This window comes from Gordonia gummivorans (genome assembly GCF_022513585.1).
Lineage (GTDB): Bacteria > Actinomycetota > Actinomycetes > Mycobacteriales > Mycobacteriaceae > Gordonia.
Genome location: NZ_JAKWBF010000009.1, coordinates 72,164 through 89,829, shown reverse-complemented (window position 1 = coordinate 89,829; position 17,666 = coordinate 72,164). Strand labels below are relative to the sequence as shown.

The window sequence follows — 17,666 nt, the reverse complement described above, 5'->3', positions numbered from 1 at the left end:
GCTCACTCCTGGGCCGACGCGAGGGCGTTGAGGGCGGCGGCCGTGATCGCCGACCCACCCCGGCGACCGGTGACCGTGATGAATTCCAGATCGGTCCGTTCCGCTAGGGCCGCACACGATTCGGCGGCGCCGACGAAGCCGACCGGGGCGCCGACGATGGCCGCGGGCCGAGGTGCGCCGTCGTCGATCAGATCGAGAAGCGCGAACAGAGCAGTCGGCGCGTTGCCGATCGCCACCACCGATCCTTCCAGGCGTGTAAGCCAGAACTGCAGCGCCGCAGCAGTTCTCGTTGTGCCCATTCGTTCGGCGAGTTCCGGCAGCCCGGGTTCGCCCAGGTAACACAGCACGTCGTTGTCGGCGGGCAGGCGCTTGCGGGTGACCCCGGCGGCTACCATCGAGGCGTCGCAGAGGATCGGTGCGCCGGAACCCAGCGCGGCCCGCGCCGCCTCGACCACCCCGTCGGTGGCCACGACGTCAGCCGGCAGGTCGGTCTGTCCGCAGGCGTGGATCATCCGAACCACCACCGTGGCGACGTCGGGGGCAAATGCGGTGAGGTCGGATTCGGCGCGGATGGTGGCGAATGACTGTCGATAGATCGCGGCGCCGTCACGCAGGTAGTCGGTCATGGTGGGCTCAGTGTATCGAGCCGCCCGCACCGGGCTCGACGGCTACTGCCCGCGTTCGGTCGTGCGATATCCGTCCGGACCGGCCTCGACGCGCAGGTGTGGCGTGACCGGGGAACCGCACCCGCGGCCACACCCGACCCAGTGTTCTCGCTCGGTGACCTCCTGCCCGGACGCCACACGGGCGAGCAGATCCTCGCGTACCGGGGCCAGCCCATTGCTGCAGCCGGGTGCTCCCGCACAGCAGCTGACCGCTGCCCACGGCGACGACGCGTCGAAGATCAGCCCCATCGGTGCGAGCACCCGCACCACGGTCTCCGCGACGCCCTCGGTGAGGTCGCAGACCAGGATCTCGCGATCGGGCGTGAAGATGATCGGAGCGCCGATGGCGGCCAGGAATTCGGCCAATCGGGCCGGCAGCCTGCCGAGTTCGACAACCGACCCGAGCAGCACCATCCCGTTGTCCTGCTCGAACCACCCGACGATCGGTTCGGTCTGGGTTTCCGGCCGAGGGTAGCCATCACCGACCGGATCTAGGCCTTTACCAGCGCGTTCGACGACGCGGGCCTGATCTGCGGCGTCTAGGTCGGCGAACCGCCACGCGGTCGGCGCCACCTCGAGCATCGCGTCGGCGACCACGAGGAGCGCGTCGACGATCGATTCCGCCCCGGTGGCCGACCCGAGCGTCGCACCGCCGACGACTATGTCGGCGAGCGGGCCGGGCCGGGCTGATCGATGGTCGGTGCTCGCGCGAGCCACCGCGTGGACATCGGGTGAGCGTCGGGTGATGTCGCCGCGACCGTCGTCCAGACCGAAGAGGAATCGCCCGGACAGCGCCGCGAATCGATCGTCGGCTCGCAGCCGCTCGTCGAGAAGCCGGATCATCGGTCGTACGTCTACGACACCGCCGATGCGGCCCGACAGCGGGCTTGCCTCGATGTTCCGGATCTTCTCGTGCGACGCACTCGGGACCAGCCCTGCGCCGGTGACAGCGGCGGCGACGGCCTCGACATCGGTGATGCCGCGCAACTGCAGATTGGCTCGCGCCGTGAGCTCGAGATGGCCGTCGCCCCACTCGGTTGCGACGCGGGCCAGGGTCTCGAGTTGGGGGCCGGTGATCTCTCCGCCAGGGAGCCGGATGCGCGCGAGGTGACCGTCGGCCGCCGGATGCGTGCTGAACACCCCGGGGCAGCGGTCGGCGACGGATCGTCCGGCGGGCTGGCTCACCCCTCCAGCGTACGACCGTCCGGGTGGCTCGCCCGGTTCGATCACCGGTCGGCTCGGGATCGCGGGTTCGGTAGTCTCGATGCACCGAGAGCACAGAAGCCGGTGTGAGTCCGGCACGGTCGCGCCACTGTGACGGGTAGCCCTGCGTCGTGAGAGCGACTCCGCGGCACCGAAGTCAGACCTGCGCCCCCGGTCACCGCATCACGACACAACCGTTACGACACGCTCCGGGCGCGACATCCCGGCGAGGAGATCTGATGATCCTGCTGCTCTCGACCTCGGACACCGATCTGCTCACCGCCGCCGCGGCTGCCGAACGGGACGGGGTCGACATCGCCGGCGCGAATCCGTCGCGCATCCTCGCCGACGACATCCCGGACCTGGCCGCAGACGCCGATCTTCTGGTCGTGCGCATCCTGGGCGGGACACGAGCCTGGGAGGACGGCCTCGCCGCGGTGGCCGCGACCGGCAAACCCCTCGTGGTGTGTTCGGGAGAGCAACAACCGGACCCTGATCTGATGGCGCAGTCGACGGTCCCGTCGGGTGTGGTCGCCGAAGCCCACAACTATCTCGCCTTCGGCGGGGTGGAGAACATGGTGGGTCTGCACAACTTCCTCTCCGACACCGTGCTGCTGACCGGGCTGGGCTTCGATCCGCCGCAGCAGACGCCCGCGTGGGGGGTGCTCGACAGAGCCGCGCGCGACGATCTGCCCGAGAACGCCGAGCGGATCGCAGTGCTCTACTACCGGGCGCAACACCTCGCCGGCAACACCCGCTACATCGATGCGCTGTGTGGCGCCATCGAGGAACGCGGAGCACACGCCCTGCCCGTCTTCTGCGCGTCGCTGCGTACCGCGCCCGACGATCTCATCGATCTGCTCGGTACCGCCGACGCGCTCGTGGTGACGGTCCTCGCGGCAGGCGGTGCCACCCCGGCCACCGCGTCGGCCGGCGGTGACGACGAGGCCTGGAACATCGAACGTCTTGCCGCGCTGGACATCCCGATCCTGCAGGGGCTGTGCCTGACGGGTTCGCGCGCGGACTGGGCAGACAACGACGACGGCCTCTCGCCCCTCGACGTGGCCACCCAGGTCGCGGTTCCCGAGTTCGACGGCCGCATCATCACGGTGCCGTTCTCCTTCAAGGAGTTCGACGAGAACGGACTGCCCTGGTATCAGCCCGACCTCGAACGCTGCGCCCGCGTGGCAGGTATCGCCGTTGCGCACGCCCGCCTGCGGTCCATCGTGCCCGCGCAGCGTCGCATCGCGATCATGTTGTCGGCCTACCCGACCAAGCACGCCCGCATCGGCAACGCCGTCGGCCTCGACACCCCCCGAAGCCTCCTGCGTTTGCTGACCGCCCTGCGCGACGCCGGGTACGACATCGGGCCGGAGCGCGGGGAGTCGTCATTTCCGGGTCTGGCCGAAGACGATTCGGACGCCTTGATCCACGCGATCATCGCGGCGGGCGGTCAGGATCCGGACTGGCTGACCGAAGAAGCGTTGTCCGCCAACCCGATTCGTATGTCGGCAGCCGACTACCACGACTGGTATCGCACCCTGCCAGAAGAACTGCGTGCCGGGATGGAGCAGCATTGGGGGCCGGCTCCCGGCGACCTGTTCGTCGACCGCTCCCACAACGCCGACGGCGACATCGTGATCGCGGCACTGACGTTCGGGAACATCGCGATCATGGTTCAGCCGCCGCGCGGCTTCGGCGAGAACCCGGTAGCCATCTACCACGACCCCGACCTGCCGCCGTCGCATCACTACCTGGCGAGCTACCGCTGGCTGGCATCGCAGTCCGAGGGTGCGGGTTTTGCGGCCGACGCGATCGTGCACGTCGGCAAGCACGGCAACCTGGAGTGGCTGCCCGGCAAGACGCTGGGCATGTCGGCCGGATGCGGCACCGATGCGGCGCTGGGCGACCTGCCGCTGGTCTACCCATTCCTCGTGAACGACCCGGGCGAGGGCACCCAGGCCAAGCGGCGCGCCCACGCCGTCCTCGTCGACCACCTGATCCCGCCGATGGCGCGTGCCGAGTCCTATGGCGACATCGCCCGCCTCGAACAGCTTCTCGACGAGCACGCCAACATCTCCACCCTCGACCCGGCGAAACTGCCCGCGATCCGCCAGCAGATCTGGACCCTGCTCACCGCGGCGAAGATGGATCACGATCTCGGGCTCAGCGAACGGCCCGACGAAGAGGTCTTCGACGACATGCTCCTGCACGTCGACGGATGGCTGTGCGAGATCAAGGACGTCCAGATCCGTGACGGCCTGCACGTGCTCGGCGAGCCCCCGCAGGGCGACGCCGAGGTCGATCTCGTGCTGGCCATGCTGCGTGCCCGCCAACTCTGGGGCGGCACCAGCGCACTGCCCGGACTGCGCGAGGCCCTCGGCCTCACCGAGGACGGCGCATCCGCGCGCGGTGACGTGGACGCCGTCGAGGCGCAGGCACGCGAGCTGGTTGCCGCTTGCGCGAAGGGCGACTGGAGCGACGACACGGTCGCTCTGGTGTCCGCGGATCATCCGCCGGCCGTGGCCGACGTACTGCGCTTTGCCGCCCACGAGGTGGTGCCCCGGCTGCGGCAGACCACCGACGAGGTGCCGCGGGTTCTGCACGCCCTGGGTGGCGGTTTCATCCCGGCCGGACCGAGCGGATCGCCGCTGCGCGGTCTGATCAACGTGCTGCCCACCGGGCGCAACTTCTACTCCGTCGACCCCAAGGCGGTCCCGTCGCGGCTCGCATGGGAGACCGGCCGGGCCATGGCCGACTCGCTGCTCGAACGCTACGTGAACGATCACGGTCACCATCCGGCGTCTGTGGGCCTGTCGGTGTGGGGGACGAGCGCGATGCGCACCTCGGGCGACGACGTCGCCGAGGTCCTCGCGCTGCTCGGGGTGATGCCGGTGTGGGACGAGGCGTCGCGGCGGGTCACCAGTCTCGAACTCATCGGCCTCGACGAACTGGGTCGTCCGCGCATCGACGTGACCGTGCGGATCTCCGGCTTCTTCCGCGACGCGTTCCCGCACGTGGTGACCATGCTCGACGACGCGGTCGCGCTCGCCGCGGCGGCCGACGAACCCGACGATCAGAACTTCGTCGCCGCCCACGTGCGCGCCTCGATGGCCGATCACGGCGACCACCGTCGCGCGGTAACCCGAGTGTTCGGGTCCAAACCCGGTACGTACGGAGCGGGACTTCTTCAGTTGATCGACTCGCGCGATTGGCGCAGCGACGAGGATCTGGCCCGCGTCTACACCGAGTGGGGCGGGTACGCCTACGGCCGCGATCTCGCGGGCGTGCCGGCCGTCGACGACATGCGAGCGGCCTACCGACGCATCGCGGTGGCCGCCAAGAACACCGACACCCGCGAGCACGACATCGCCGATTCCGACGACTACTTCCAGTACCACGGCGGCATGGTCGCCACGGTGCGGGCGCTCACCGGAACCGCACCCGAGGCCTACATCGGCGACAGCACCCGCCCGGACGCGGTCCGGACGCGCACGCTGTCCGAGGAGACGAGCCGGGTGTTCCGCGCCCGGGTGGTCAATCCGCGGTGGATATCGGCGATGCAGCGCCACGGTTACAAGGGGGCGTTCGAGATGGCCGCGACCGTCGACTACCTCTTCGGATACGACGCGACCACCGACGTGGTCGCCGATTGGATGTACGAGAAGCTGACCGAGGCCTACGTGCTCGACGAGACCAATCAGGAGTTCATGCAGCAGTCGAACCCGTGGGCGCTGCACGGCATCGCCGAGCGCCTTCTGGAAGCCGCCGAACGCGACATGTGGGCCGCACCGCCCGCCGAGATGCTCGACCAGCTACGGGCCGTGTATCTGCAGACCGAAGGCGATATCGAGGGTCGGGGAGCCGACTGACACCGTTCGGGAGCAAAACCGGGCGGTCGTTCGTTCACCGGGGGAGACTCGAATGCGATCGGATCTCGGCACACCGCGTGCCGACGCCCCAGAGTCGCAGAAAGGCAGGACCATCATGCGCCTGCGTCACATGTTCTTCCTCTACGTCCTCGTCGAGTTGGCGGCGTTCGTCGCCATGGCGTTGACACTCGGCTTCGGTTGGGCGGTGCTCATCAGCCTGGGCGCCGCTGTGCTCGGGTTGGTCATGCTCCAGTGGCAGGGCCGCAAGGTGTTCGGCGAGCTTCGCCGCGCCACCCGCAACGAGGTCGATCCCGCCGCACCGCTGGCCGACAGCGCACTGCTCGCCCTCGCGACCATCCTGCTGATCGTGCCCGGGGTGGTGACCACCGTCGCCGGCGTGCTGATGCTGGCGCCGCCGCTGCGCAAGCTGGCCCGGCCGGCGGTCGTCGCGCTGGGTGCGCGGCGTGCCGCCACCGCGATGGACCGAGCCGGTATCTACGCGACCGGTGTCTACGCGGGTGGTAGGTACGCCGGTCCCGACGTGATCGACGGGACGGTCGTCGACGCGAGCTATGCCGACGAGCGCTTTCCCAACGAGAGGTTTGACCGTCAGCTGCCGCAGGGCCGCTGACCGTCGCCGCCTCGGCGCAGGGCACACTTGACGATCGTGGCGACCGAACTGCTCCTCGGCGGAGCCGTGTACTCCGCTTCCGCGCCCGACGCGACCGCGCTGGCGGTCAGCGACGGCGTCGTGGTCTGGGTGGGCAGTGACGACGTCGGTCGGGCACTGCACCCGGACGCCCAGATCACCGAACTCGACGGGCGCTTTGTGGCTCCGGGATTCGTCGATTCCCACGTGCATCTCACCTCCACGGGCCTCGCGCTGCTGGGTCTGACCCTCAACGACGCCGTCAATCGACGCGATTGCCTCGCCCGCGTGGTCCAGGCCGTGTCCGGTCTCGACGAGGGCGAAGTGCTGTGGGGCCTCGGTTGGGACGACTCGGCGTGGGACGGTGCCGAACGCGCAGACGGCCGATTCCCCACCACGTCCGAGCTCGACGAGGCGGTCGGCAATCGGCCGGTATATCTCACCCGGATCGACGAGCATTCTGCGGTCGCCTCCACAGCTTTGCGACGGCTCGTTCCCGACCTCGCCGACGCTCCCGGATTCCACCCGGAAGAACCGTTGACCGCCGACGCCCACCACCTCGTGCGCGGGGCGGCCCGCCAGCTGATCACACCGGACACCCGTACCCGCGCGCAGCGTCGGGCGCTCGACCTCGCCGCAGCCCACGGGGTGGTGGCCGTGCACGAGAACGGGGGGCCGGATATCAGCGGGCTCGACGACTTCCTCGGGCTCGCCGATCTCGATCATGAGGTGCAAGTGCGCCGCTATTGGGGTCAGTCGGTGACCGATGCCGACCACGCTGCCGAATTGGCGGCGATCAGCCGCGCGGATGGACTGGGCGGAGACCTGTTCATCGACGGTGCGATCGGGTCGCGCACCGCGTGGCTTTCAGCGCCGTACACCGACGATCCGTCGGCCGTCGGCAACTGCTACCTCGATGACGCACAGATACGTGCGCACCTTGCCGCGTGCACCGTTGCCGGCATCCAGGCGGGTTTCCATGTGATCGGCGACGCCGGTACCCAGACGCTGGTGGACGCGCTCGATTCCCTCGCCGACGAACTGGGGACCCCAGCGATCGCGCGATGCGCCCACCGGATCGAGCACGCCGAGATGGTGTCGGTCGAACAAGCCGCGGTGCTGGCGCGGTGCGGTGTCATCGCCAGCATGCAGCCGCTTTTCGACGCGGCGTGGGGCGGGACGGGTGACCTGTACGACCAGCGGCTCGGCCCCGATCGCGCCGCCGGCCTCAACAATTTTGCGATGCTGGCGAAAACGGGTGTCGCGCTTTCATTTTCGTCGGACGCGCCGGTGACGGAGATCGATCCGTGGTCCACAATTCGGGCGGCCGTCCACCATCACCAGGACCACAACGCGATCTCGGCTCGAGGCGCGTTTGCTGCGTGCACCCGGGGTGGCTGGCGGGCCGGTGGCATCAACGACGGTCTCACCGGAACGCTGGAACCGGGTGCACCGGCAAGCTACGCCATCTGGGAGGCCGATCACCTGGTGGTCGCCGGTTCCCACGCCGGGGTGCAGCGCTGGTCCACCGATCCTCGCTCGCGCGTACCCGCACTCCCTGACGTGTCCCCGGGCGCCCGGCTGCCGGAGTGCGTCCGCACCGTCCACCGTGGACGGGTGTTGTACGCCGGGGATGACACATGACCGGCACCGAGCCGAGCGCCCCCGCTGATCGAGCCGACCTTCCCGCTGATCGAGCCGCGACCCCCGCTGATCGAGCTGGCCCTCCCGCTGATCGAGCCGGTACCGAGCGCAGCGAGGCACCGTGTCGAGATCACTCAACCGACGACTACGACCACGCCACCTCGGCCCGCATGGATTGGGCCGCGCGCACGGTGCTCTCGGCGGTTGCCGGTGTACTGATGTATGGCGCGTTCCCGCCGCGATCGTGGTGGTTCTGTGCGGTGATCTCCATCGCCCTGCTGTACATGGTCCTGACGATCGGCCGTCCGCGAGTACGTACCGGCGCGTGGCTCGGATTCGTGTTCGGACTCGGCTTCTTCGTGCCCTTGTTGCCGTGGATCGGTGAGTACGTCGGGCCGCTGCCGTGGCTGGCCCTGGCCACCGTACTTGCGGTCTACCAGGCACTTTTCGGTGCGATCGCAGTCCTCACCACTCGGCTGCCGTGTCCGCCGATCTGGTTCACGGCATCGTGGCTGCTGGTGGAGGCGCTGCGATCCGGATTCCCGTTCGGCGGGTTCCCCTGGGGTCGGGTGGCCTTCAGCCAGGTCGACGGCCCGCTGCTGCCGCTCGCGTCGGTGTTCGGGGCCCCGGGTGTGTCGGGTGCCGTGGCGCTCTTCGGATCCGGTGTGGCGTGGCTGGTGGCCGTGCTGATCCACGCGTATCGCGCCGACGGCCGTACCGACGGACCGGGCATCCGAGTGGCGGCGTTCGCTGTTGTCGTCGCACTGCTTGCTCCGATGGCCGCGATCGCGCTGACCCCGGCCACTCTCGACCGGAACGTGTCATCGTCGTCGACCAAGATCGCGGCGATTCAGGGCAATGTGCCCAGGCTCGGGCTGGAGTTCAACGCGCAGCGCCGCGCTGTCCTCGACAACCACGTGCGTACCACCTTCGCCCTGGCGCAGGCGGTGAACACGGGCCGTGCCGAACGTCCCGACATGGTGTTCTGGCCCGAGAACGCCTCCGACATCTCGCCGTTGGACAACTCCGACGCGGCTGCCGAGATCACCGCGGCGTCCGTCGCCGTCGGTGCGCCCATCCTGGTCGGCACCCTGTTGCGCAACGGAGATGGTCGGCCCACCAACACCGTGCTGGTCTGGGATCAGCAGCGAGGTCCGGTCGACCGGTACGACAAGCACATCGTGCAGCCGTTCGGCGAGTATCTCCCGTGGCGGCCGTTCTTCCGCATGTTCTCGTCCTACGCCGACCTGGCGGGCAACTTCCGCCCCGGCGAGGGCCGCTCTGCCGTCACGGTGCCCACCGCATCGGGGACGGTCGACGTGGGCATCGCGACCTGCTGGGAGGTGGCCTTCGACCGAGCCGCGCGCGACGCGGTGGACGACGGGGCGCAGATCCTGTTCGTGCCCACCAACAACGCGACATTCGGGCGGTCGACGATGACCTACCAGCAGCTGGCGATGTCGCAGTTGCGCGCTGTCGAGCATGGTCGGGCGGTCGTGGTCGCTGCGACAAGTGGGGTCAGCGCGCTCGTCGAACCCGACGGCACAGTCGCGTCACAGTCCGGCATCTTCCGTCCCGCCATCTTGGCGAGTCGTCTACCACTGCACGAGGGAAAGACGATGGCAACAAGGCTGGGTGCCTGGCCACAGGCGGTGGCCGTGATCGTGGCGCTGGTGGGGCTTTTGTTCGCGATCGGATGGCGTACTAGGTTCACTGTCGGGAACGGAGTTGTCCGCCGACCACACGAGGACGCACATACGGCGTCGGGAACAAAGGAGCTTGATGGCAGCGGGGACTGATGCAACGTCCGGGCGCAACGGTCCCGACGACGCATCCCGGCAAGTCGTCGGGAGCGACGGTGCGGGTGCGCTCGTGGTCATACCCACGTTCAACGAGCGCGACAACCTCCCGCTGATCGTCGGCCGGCTCCGCACTGCGTTGCCGGGCATCCACGTTCTGGTGGTGGACGACTCCAGCCCGGATGGCACGGGTGACGTCGCCGACGATCTGGCCGCGCGCGACGACAAGTCTCGAATCCAGGTGCTGCATCGTGTCGAGAAGGACGGTCTGGGGCGTGCGTACCTGGCCGGTTTCGCGTGGGGACTGGATCGCGACTACCAGGTGATCGTCGAGATGGATGCCGACGGCAGTCACGCCCCTGAGCAGTTGTCGCGGCTGCTCGACGCCATCAACGACGGCGCCGACCTGGTGATCGGGTCACGCTACGTGCCGGGCGGCAAGCTGGTGAACTGGCCGCGGCGCCGGGAGTTCTTGTCGCGCGGCGCCAACACCTACGCGCGGTTGGCGCTCGGGGCCCGGGTGCATGACATCACCGCGGGTTTCCGTGCCTATCGCCGCATCGTGCTGGAGAAGATCCAGTTGGACACGGTGGAGTCGGCCGGTTACTGCTTCCAGATCGACCTCGCGTGGCGATCCGTACGCGCCGGGTTCGACGTGCGTGAGGTTCCGATCACCTTCACCGAACGGGAAGTCGGCGAGTCCAAGATGAGCGGCGGTGTGATGACCGAGGCGTTCACGATGGTCGCGCGCTGGGGCATCCAGAGCCGTCTCGAGCGATGGGGTGTCGGCCGCCGGCCCTGAGCTCGCCGGCGGCCACCACTTAGTTCGTGACGCCCTTGCGACGCTGCTTGAGCAGTTCGAGGCGCTCGTTCAGCAGCACTTCGAGTTCTTCTTCGCTGCGGCGCTCGAGGAGCATGTCCCAGTGGGTGCGCGGCGGCTTGGTCTTCTTCTCCTCGGGCTCGGCGCCCTCGAGGATGGTGCCCTCCATGCCGTTCTTGCAGGGCCACTTCGACGGCACCTCGGCGTCGTCGGCAAAAGGCACGTCGAAGATCTCGCCGTTGTCGGTGCGGTACTGGACAATGCGACGGGGCGCGAGGTCGTGGTCGCGATCGGTCTCGTAGCTCACCGCACCGAGGCGGCTACCCCGAAGTACTCGATCTGCCATGGAATTGTCCTCCAGCTTTCGTCGTCGGCTGTTTCTGGTTCTCTTCTGCTCCGCCTGGAATCCGTCCCAGCGGGGGTCGCAGGCGGCATCGGCCGCTGCGACGGACGTCAACAGGCCCATTCTACCCGCCCGACACTCCGTCGAACGTCGGGCGCGCAGGCCCGGCCATCCGCGGTACGTTTGCCGGGTGGAATCCGTCCGACGCCGTGAACGTCCGTACGCGTGCGCGTGGTGCGGTCGAAGCATGGTCGATTCCGAGATGGGCCGACGCCGCAAGTACTGCAAGCGGTCGTGTCGGCAGCGCGCCTACGAACAGAGAACGCTCGTCGAGGGCACGGCTATTCCCGCCGACGCGATCATCTTGTCGGCGGCCGAAGGGGCTGAGCTGGGGGATCGGCTGTTCGCATTGCGGTGTGCCGCCGAGGACCTCGGCACCGCCCTCGCCGAGCGGGCCGATCACGCGACACTGGCCGAACTTGCCGCCGAGGTGCTGAACCTCGCGCGAGAAGCCGAGAAATTGCGTTGATCGTTCGCGTCTTCGGGTTGTCCGCACTGGTGACCCTGGCGTCGCTGGCGGCGGCCTTCGCCTACCGCGGCTGGACCGGCCTCGCATTGTGCGCGATCCTCGGCATCCTGGAGGTCTCGCTTTCGTTCGACAACGCGGTGATCAACGCAACGGTCCTCGAGCGCATGAGCGACTTCTGGCAGCGCATGTTCCTCACGGTCGGCGTGCTCATCGCGGTCTTCGGGATGCGGCTGTTCTTCCCGCTGGCGGTCGTCTGGGCCACGGCGGGACTCGCTCCCGCCGAGGCATTCCGGCTGGCCATGAATCCGCCGCCCGACGGCGCCGACCACTTCGCCGACGGCAGCCCGAGCTACGAGGTCATTCTGCAGGAGGCGAATCCGCAGATCGCCGCCTTCGGCGGGATGTTTCTGCTGCTCCTCTTCCTGAACTTCGTGTTCAGCGACCGCGAGCGCACCTGGTTGACGTGGCTCGAACGGCCACTGGCGGCGATCGGAAAGCTCGACCAACTCGCCGTGGTCATCGCGGCAGCGACGCTGCTCGCCGTCGCGGAATTCCTGGCACCCGACGACAAGGTCGCCACCGTGCTCGTGGCCGGACTGCTCGGCCTGATCACCTACATCCTCGTCGACGGCCTCAGCTCGTTGTTCGCGATCGACGGTCCCGACCACGACGGGACCGCCCCACCCACTGCGGTCACCAGGGCAGTCGGTAAGGCGGGCTTTTTTCTCTTTCTCTATCTCGAGATCCTCGACGCCTCGTTCTCGTTCGACGGCGTGATCGGCGCGTTCGCCATCACCTCCGACCCGATCCTCATCGCCCTCGGCCTCGGCTTCATCGGCGCGATGTTCGTCCGGTCGATCACGATCTACCTGGTGCGCCGGGGCACGCTCGCGCAGTACCGCTACCTCGAGCACGGCGCCCACTGGGCGATCGGGGCTCTCGCAGTCATCCTTCTGCTCAGCGTCAAGGTGCACATTCCCGAATTGGTCACGGGACTCATCGGCGTCGCCTTCATCGGCGCTTCGCTCTTCAGCAGCATTCGCGCCAATCGGCGTGAGGCCCAGACGGTTCATGCCACCACGGGCTCGATCGGCTGAAACGTTGCGCCCACAGCCGGACACGTCCTCGTCGGATATCCGTACACTTCGGTGCGTGGTCGCCAACGACGAGCCCCCGACGCGCGACAACCGTGATCTCGGTCGGCGATCCGATGCCCCGCCTGCTGGGGCTTCCGACGAACCGGGTCCGGCCCGTCGAGCCGCACAGTTCTTGGCGCGCACCAATTCCAGCGGGGGAGCGGTCAAGGCGGCGCAAGCGGCCCGACGGCTTCTTCCCGACGCCCCGCCACCGGTCTCCGGCGATCGTGCGTCGGCTCGCCTGGCGCGCCTCATCGCAGAGGCGGGGGCCGATCGTCCCAGCGCGGTACGGGAGCTGGGCCTGGCCTCCGTCCAGATCTGGCAGGCGCTGGTGCGTCGGGGAATGCGAAGCGACGACCGTCCGGTGTCGGCGACGATTCTGTTCACCGATCTGGTCGGATTCTCCACCTGGGCGCTGCGGGTCGGCGACGAGCAGGTCCTCCGCTTGCTGGCCGAGGTCAACGAGGCGACCCGGGAGGTGGTGGTCCGACGGGGCGGAAAGATCGTCAAGCACCTCGGGGACGGCGCGATGGCGGTGTTCGCCGACGGCACCCAGGCCATCGAGGCGGGATATGAGGCGATCTGCGCGGTGAGTGCCCTGACGATCGACGGGTACCGGCCGCAGTTGCGGGCCGGCCTGCACACGGGCGAACCTCGCGCGGTCGGCGACGACTATCTGGGTGTCGACGTCAACATCGCGGCACGAGTCGCCGCGGCTGCCGGTGCCGGGGAGTTGCTCGTGAGCGCCGACACGCTGGCCGTCGCCGACGACGACAACTACGTCAAGCGGCGTCGTCGTTTCAAGGCGAAAGGTGTGCCGTCGGACCTGGAGGTTTTCTCGGTCATTCCGCGCTATTCGGACTGAGATCGCGGGCTTTTCGCCGTCCGTTCATCACCGCTTCGACACGTTTGAGATCAGTGTGGGTTGTCGCCTGTATTCCTGTGCCCGACGGGTGTACAAAGGACGTCGATGGGGCCGTGACACTCGACTGCGACGAGGCGACGCCGGTCCCAACAGCACCGGAAGATCGGGTGCTCGGAACAACTCTGGCGGTGGCGCACGGTGACAATGGACAACAAGCAGCAGCAGATGCTGCAGTTCGAGACGAGTTGGTACCCGCTCGGCGGTGGGTCGTCGCGTGAGATCGGCGAACAATTCGGTCTGTCTGACCGCGACTTCTTCTCCGAGGTCGGCCGGCTCGTGGAGACAGAACCGCCAGAAGCGTTGAGCGGGTCCGAACTTCGGCGGATGCGTGAGGTCATCCGGCGGCGCCTGTGGATGGCCCGCTGAGCGGTGACCCCGTTCTCCGACGACGAACTCGGGGAGTTCTACCGCGACATCGAACGACGCACCGCCGGTAAACGCCCGCCGCGGCGGCCTCGTGTTCCGCAGCCCACCCACATACCGTGTCCGACTCCTGACAAGAGCGACTTTTCCTCCTCGACGGAGGTTGCCGACGCCCTTGATCGGGCCCGGCGCGAACGGCCGCGCGGACCCGACCTGCGGTCGTATCACTGTGTCTGCGGCGCGTGGCACATCACCAGCTCGCCACCACGTCCGGCACTCGACGACCCGACGGCGCGGCGAACCGGCCGAAAGAGCTCCGGACGCAAGGGCGGGCGCAGGCGATGAACTCACTCGAGATCAGGGGGGCCCGAGTCGATCTCGCGCACGCGAACGCACCGTGCGCAGCTGCCCACGCGACACTGCTCGCGACCGAGACCGAGCGTCTCGTGCGTGGCAACACGAGAATCCAGGCGGTGCCGGCGACGTCGACACATGCGGTGATGCTGGAGGTCGATGACGTCGACCCGGCTGCGCGGCAGCTCGGTCGTCGTGGGCTTGCGCTCGAGGCGGCGGACAACTCGCAACGAGCCGTGGGATTTCCGTTGGGCATCACCACATTCGTTCCACGTCCGGTGACCGCTGCCGACGATGACATCTCGGGTCTCGACCACCTGGTGTTCATGTGTACGGGACGCGATCGGGCGCTGGCACTCTTCGGCGCGACATTCGGTCTCGATCTCCGGCTCGACCGAGCCATCGCCGAGGACGTGCATCAGCTCTTCTTCCGCGCGTCGGACCTCGTGTTCGAAGTGATCGCGAACGACGGCGCACCGCTCGATGCCGCCGATGCCGTAGAGGGTGCCGTCGACGAGGCACCGGTTTCGCTGTGGGGGCTCGCGTGGCGATCGGTCGACATCGAACGCAGCCACGCACGCCTCGCCGACGCCGGCATGGAGGTGACCGAGGTCCGCCCGGGACGCAAACCCGCTACCAGGATCTTTACCGTGTCCGAACCCGATCTCGGGACTCGGACCGTGGTCATCGGCCCGGCCTGATACGGGAAACACTCTCGAATACGAGAATTCGTTCTCATTAACTGACGGGTCATGTAATCTGACTACATTCGTTGTCCGATCGCCAAGGGAGCATCATGACCGCGGTTCACGAGCAGTCCAGCGCCGACGAGGCTGTCGCGTCACCGCCCAGCACCGACGATCGGCTCGCCGGTGGCGACCACCTCATCAACAACCGCGACGACGAGATCGAGCTGGTGCCTGCCGACTCGTTGACCGCGGACCTCGCCGGTCACCTGACCTTTCTGCCGGTGAACGGCGCTGCCTTCGTCATGCAGGTGATGCATCCGGTCATCGGTGATGTGGTCGACAAGTACTCGGTCTTTCGCACCGACCCACTCGGGCGGGCCATCCGCTCGACGGACTCGGTGATGCGCTGGATCTACGGTGGCCAGGAGGCGATCGAAGAGGGCAAACGGCTCCGAAAGCTGCATCAGCCCCTGCAGATGCGCAACAAGGCGGGCAAGCACATCAGCGCACTGAATCCCGAGGCCTACCAGTGGGTCATCGCGACCGCGTTCCCGACGCTGCTCAGCGCCGCACCGCTGCTGGTGGGCCGGGAGTTCAGCCGCGACGAGCAGCGTGAGCTACTCGTCGACAACCGGCGCATCGCCAAGATCGTGCAGGTCCCGATGCGCGGGTATCCCGAGACGGTCGAGGAGTTCGACGAATACTTCGACGACTTCATCGAGAACAAGCTGACCCGGCATCCGGTGGCGGTCGAGCTCATCGAGCAGATGCGCGCAGCGCCGCCCGTGCCGCGCGCGGTTCCGCGCGCGATGCGGCCCGCGGTGAAGCGGGTTGCGACGACCGCTGCCGCTCCGATGCAGAAGTTCAACTACCTCACGACGGTGGGGGTGATGGATCCGCGTGTGCGCGAGATCTTGGGCCTGTCCTGGAGCGATCGTGAGCAAAAGCAACTCGAGCGGATGCACACCGTCCTGCGTGGGTCGTATCGCGTGCTGCCCGAGCGTCTCACGTACTTCCCGCTCGCGTATCACGCCCGCCGGCAGCACGCCGCGATCCAGGCGATGAAGCGTCGCGAACAGAAGGGTGCGGCGTTCATCAAGCCCAGCGGGGATGCACCCGACCCGCATGCGTGATACGAATCCGGCGTGAGCCTTTTTCAGCAAGCTGCCCGGGTCAACAACGCGATCACGATCCCGATCCTGAAGCTGCCCTTCATCCGCGAACGAGCGGCACGCACGATCACCGTGCTGCGATACACCGGACGACGGTCGGGCAATTCCTTCGAGTTGCCCGTTGCCTATCGACGTCACGGCGACGAAGTCAACATCGGCGTTGCGATGCCCGACCGCAAGAACTGGTGGCGCAACTTCACCGGCGAGGGCGCACCACTGACCCTGACGCTCGAGGGTGAAGAGCACAGCGGCCACGCGGTGAGCACCCGCGACGAGAAGGGTCAGGTGACCGTTCGCGTCACCCTGGCCGCCGCGTGAAGGCAGCGGACGTCCCCGCCTGAGTGAGTCGGATCGACCAGCGGGGGGTCGCTCGCCGACGCCCTACCGCCGGATCACGTCAGGAGGCGGTCAACTCGTCTGCGACGTCGTCGGCGAGGGCGAGGCAGGACGTCAGGCCTGGTGACTCGATACCGAACAGATTCACCAGACCCTCGACGCCGTGCGTGCGCGGACCCTGGACGAGAAAATCCGCGGTGGGTTCACCGGGCCCGCTGATCTTGGGTCGAACGCCCGCGTAATCGGGTGTCAGCGAATCGCGGGGCAGCGCAGGCCAATACCGGATGATCGCATCCTCGAACGCGCGTGCGCGCGTGTCGTCGACGACATAGTCGACCGCGTCGGTCCATTCGACGTCGGGACCGAACCGCCCGGTACCCCCGAGGTCGAGCGTGTAGTGCACACCGAGTCCGCCGTCGACGGGCAGCGGGTACACGAGATGTGAGAACGGCGCGCGACCCGATTCGAGCCGGAAGTAGTTCCCCTTGGCCAGATATCTCGGTGGGATCGGTAGTTGCGCACCGGACAGTGAGCGTGCCACGTCCCAGGCGCCCAGTCCGGCGCTGTTGATCACCATGCCGCACGACACCTGTTGCGTCCCAGACAATTCGACGGTGATCCGGAACCCGGCCACCGAACCGCGCAGAAACCGGGTCCGCAAGGCGACCGCGCCGCCGGCGTCCTCGAGGTCGCGTCGCAATGCGTGCACCAGACCGGCGCTGTCGACGATGCCGGTCGATCCGGAGAGCAACGCGCCCGCCCCCGACACCGCTGGTTCGAGGTCGCGCAACTCGGCCACGTCGATCTGTCGCAAGTCGTGGACCCCGTTGTCGACGCCCCGACGACGAACACCGTCGAGCGCCGGAATCTGGTCCGGCGTCGCGGCCACGATCAGCTTGCCTACCCGCCGATAGGGCACATCCCGGTCGGCGCAGTACCGGTAGAGCAACTCACGTCCGCGGACGCAGAGCCGAGCCTTGCGGCTCCCGGCGGGGTAGTGGATCCCGGCGTGGATCACTTCCGAATTGCGTGCGCTCGTACCCGTTCCGACGTCGTCGGCGGCCTCGACCACCACCACCTCGAGACCGGACTGAGCGAGCCTGCGCGCAATGGCGAGTCCGACGACGCCGGCTCCGACGACAAGGCAATCCACCCGTTCCACGGCGT

16 protein-coding genes and 1 riboswitch are annotated in these 17,666 nt (G+C 68.0%); of the genes, 12 read left to right on the top strand and 4 right to left on the bottom strand.

What is annotated here, in order from left to right; all coding sequences use genetic code 11:
- Positions 1–2 precede the first annotated feature (2 nt).
- Together MKW15_RS09050 and cobG are read right to left on the bottom strand one after the other, a co-directional pair.
- Positions 3–626 carry a precorrin-8X methylmutase gene (locus MKW15_RS09050; RefSeq protein ID WP_240857275.1) on the bottom strand — a complete coding sequence of 208 codons (624 nt, stop codon included), beginning with the start codon at positions 624–626 and terminating at the stop codon, positions 3–5.
- Between the two features lie 42 nt (positions 627–668).
- The gene (gene cobG / locus MKW15_RS09045) at positions 669–1,850 is read right to left on the bottom strand and encodes a precorrin-3B synthase (RefSeq protein WP_240857274.1); all 1,182 of its coding nucleotides are present in this window, start codon (positions 1,848–1,850) and stop codon (positions 669–671) included.
- Between the two features lie 46 nt (positions 1,851–1,896).
- Positions 1,897–2,055: riboswitch (cobalamin riboswitch) on the top strand.
- Positions 2,056–2,107: 52 nt separating this feature from the next.
- On the opposite strand from cobG, the gene cobN reads away from it, so the two are divergent.
- The 5 genes from cobN to MKW15_RS09020 all read left to right on the top strand — a co-directional run bounded on the left by cobN (position 2,108) and on the right by MKW15_RS09020 (position 10,634).
- Positions 2,108–5,740, top strand: coding sequence for a cobaltochelatase subunit CobN (gene cobN, locus MKW15_RS09040; protein ID WP_240857273.1), 3,633 nt, complete (start codon positions 2,108–2,110; stop codon positions 5,738–5,740).
- A gap of 115 nt (positions 5,741–5,855) precedes the next feature.
- Entirely contained in the window at positions 5,856–6,371 is a 516-nt protein-coding gene (locus tag MKW15_RS09035) for an FxsA family protein (RefSeq protein ID WP_240857338.1), read from the top strand.
- A 36-nt stretch (positions 6,372–6,407) separates the two neighbouring features.
- Positions 6,408–8,033, top strand: a complete 1,626-nt coding sequence (locus MKW15_RS09030; protein ID WP_240857272.1) for an amidohydrolase — start codon at positions 6,408–6,410, stop codon at positions 8,031–8,033.
- Positions 8,034–8,203: 170 nt separating this feature from the next.
- Positions 8,204–9,832, top strand: coding sequence for an apolipoprotein N-acyltransferase (gene lnt / locus MKW15_RS09025; RefSeq protein WP_240857337.1), 1,629 nt, complete (start codon positions 8,204–8,206; stop codon positions 9,830–9,832).
- On the top strand, positions 9,816–10,634 hold the full coding sequence (locus MKW15_RS09020) for a polyprenol monophosphomannose synthase (RefSeq protein ID WP_240857271.1): 819 nt from the start codon (positions 9,816–9,818) through the stop codon (positions 10,632–10,634). Before lnt ends, MKW15_RS09020 begins: the two co-directional genes overlap by 17 nt.
- A gap of 19 nt (positions 10,635–10,653) precedes the next feature.
- On the opposite strand, the gene MKW15_RS09015 is transcribed toward MKW15_RS09020, so the two are convergent.
- Positions 10,654–10,998 carry an RNA polymerase-binding protein RbpA gene (locus MKW15_RS09015; protein WP_160902307.1) on the bottom strand — a complete coding sequence of 115 codons (345 nt, stop codon included), beginning with the start codon at positions 10,996–10,998 and terminating at the stop codon, positions 10,654–10,656.
- A 244-nt stretch (positions 10,999–11,242) separates the two neighbouring features.
- On the opposite strand from MKW15_RS09015, the gene MKW15_RS09010 reads away from it, so the two are divergent.
- From MKW15_RS09010 to MKW15_RS08980, 7 genes are all read left to right on the top strand, one after another.
- Positions 11,243–11,524, top strand: a complete 282-nt coding sequence (locus MKW15_RS09010; protein ID WP_240857270.1) for a hypothetical protein — start codon at positions 11,243–11,245, stop codon at positions 11,522–11,524.
- The gene (locus tag MKW15_RS09005; RefSeq protein WP_240857269.1) at positions 11,521–12,621 is read left to right on the top strand and encodes a DUF475 domain-containing protein; all 1,101 of its coding nucleotides are present in this window, start codon (positions 11,521–11,523) and stop codon (positions 12,619–12,621) included. Before MKW15_RS09010 ends, MKW15_RS09005 begins: the two co-directional genes overlap by 4 nt.
- A gap of 55 nt (positions 12,622–12,676) precedes the next feature.
- On the top strand, positions 12,677–13,525 hold the full coding sequence (locus MKW15_RS09000; protein WP_240857268.1) for an adenylate/guanylate cyclase domain-containing protein: 849 nt from the start codon (positions 12,677–12,679) through the stop codon (positions 13,523–13,525).
- Between the two features lie 204 nt (positions 13,526–13,729).
- Positions 13,730–13,951 carry a DUF3263 domain-containing protein gene (locus tag MKW15_RS08995; RefSeq protein WP_240857267.1) on the top strand — a complete coding sequence of 74 codons (222 nt, stop codon included), beginning with the start codon at positions 13,730–13,732 and terminating at the stop codon, positions 13,949–13,951.
- A 239-nt stretch (positions 13,952–14,190) separates the two neighbouring features.
- A complete protein-coding gene (locus MKW15_RS08990) occupies positions 14,191–15,003 on the top strand; it encodes a VOC family protein (protein ID WP_240857266.1) in 813 nt (270 codons plus the stop codon).
- Positions 15,004–15,098: 95 nt separating this feature from the next.
- On the top strand, positions 15,099–16,124 hold the full coding sequence (locus MKW15_RS08985) for an oxygenase MpaB family protein (protein ID WP_240857265.1): 1,026 nt from the start codon (positions 15,099–15,101) through the stop codon (positions 16,122–16,124).
- 12 nt (positions 16,125–16,136) lie between these two features.
- The gene (locus tag MKW15_RS08980; protein ID WP_240857264.1) at positions 16,137–16,481 is read left to right on the top strand and encodes a nitroreductase/quinone reductase family protein; all 345 of its coding nucleotides are present in this window, start codon (positions 16,137–16,139) and stop codon (positions 16,479–16,481) included.
- A 79-nt stretch (positions 16,482–16,560) separates the two neighbouring features.
- On the opposite strand, the gene MKW15_RS08975 is transcribed toward MKW15_RS08980, so the two are convergent.
- The gene (locus tag MKW15_RS08975) at positions 16,561–17,661 is read right to left on the bottom strand and encodes an NAD(P)/FAD-dependent oxidoreductase (RefSeq protein WP_240857263.1); all 1,101 of its coding nucleotides are present in this window, start codon (positions 17,659–17,661) and stop codon (positions 16,561–16,563) included.
- Between the last annotated feature and the right edge of the window lie 5 nt (positions 17,662–17,666).

Excerpts from the sequence above, each read along its gene's own strand:
- cobN (WP_240857273.1), top strand. The coding sequence starts at position 2,108 with ATGATCCTGCTGCTCTCGACCTCGGACACCGATCTGCTCACCGCCGCC.
- MKW15_RS08985 (WP_240857265.1), top strand. The coding sequence starts at position 15,099 with ATGACCGCGGTTCACGAGCAGTCCAGCGCCGACGAGGCTGTCGCGTCA.
- MKW15_RS09010 (WP_240857270.1), top strand. The coding sequence starts at position 11,243 with ATGGTCGATTCCGAGATGGGCCGACGCCGCAAGTACTGCAAGCGGTCG.
- MKW15_RS09035 (WP_240857338.1), top strand. The coding sequence starts at position 5,856 with ATGCGCCTGCGTCACATGTTCTTCCTCTACGTCCTCGTCGAGTTGGCG.
- MKW15_RS09050 (WP_240857275.1), bottom strand. The coding sequence starts at position 626 with ATGACCGACTACCTGCGTGACGGCGCCGCGATCTATCGACAGTCATTC.
- MKW15_RS09020 (WP_240857271.1), top strand. The coding sequence starts at position 9,816 with ATGGCAGCGGGGACTGATGCAACGTCCGGGCGCAACGGTCCCGACGAC.
- lnt (WP_240857337.1), top strand. The coding sequence starts at position 8,204 with ATGGATTGGGCCGCGCGCACGGTGCTCTCGGCGGTTGCCGGTGTACTG.
- MKW15_RS09015 (WP_160902307.1), bottom strand. The coding sequence starts at position 10,998 with ATGGCAGATCGAGTACTTCGGGGTAGCCGCCTCGGTGCGGTGAGCTAC.
- MKW15_RS08995 (WP_240857267.1), top strand. The coding sequence starts at position 13,730 with ATGGACAACAAGCAGCAGCAGATGCTGCAGTTCGAGACGAGTTGGTAC.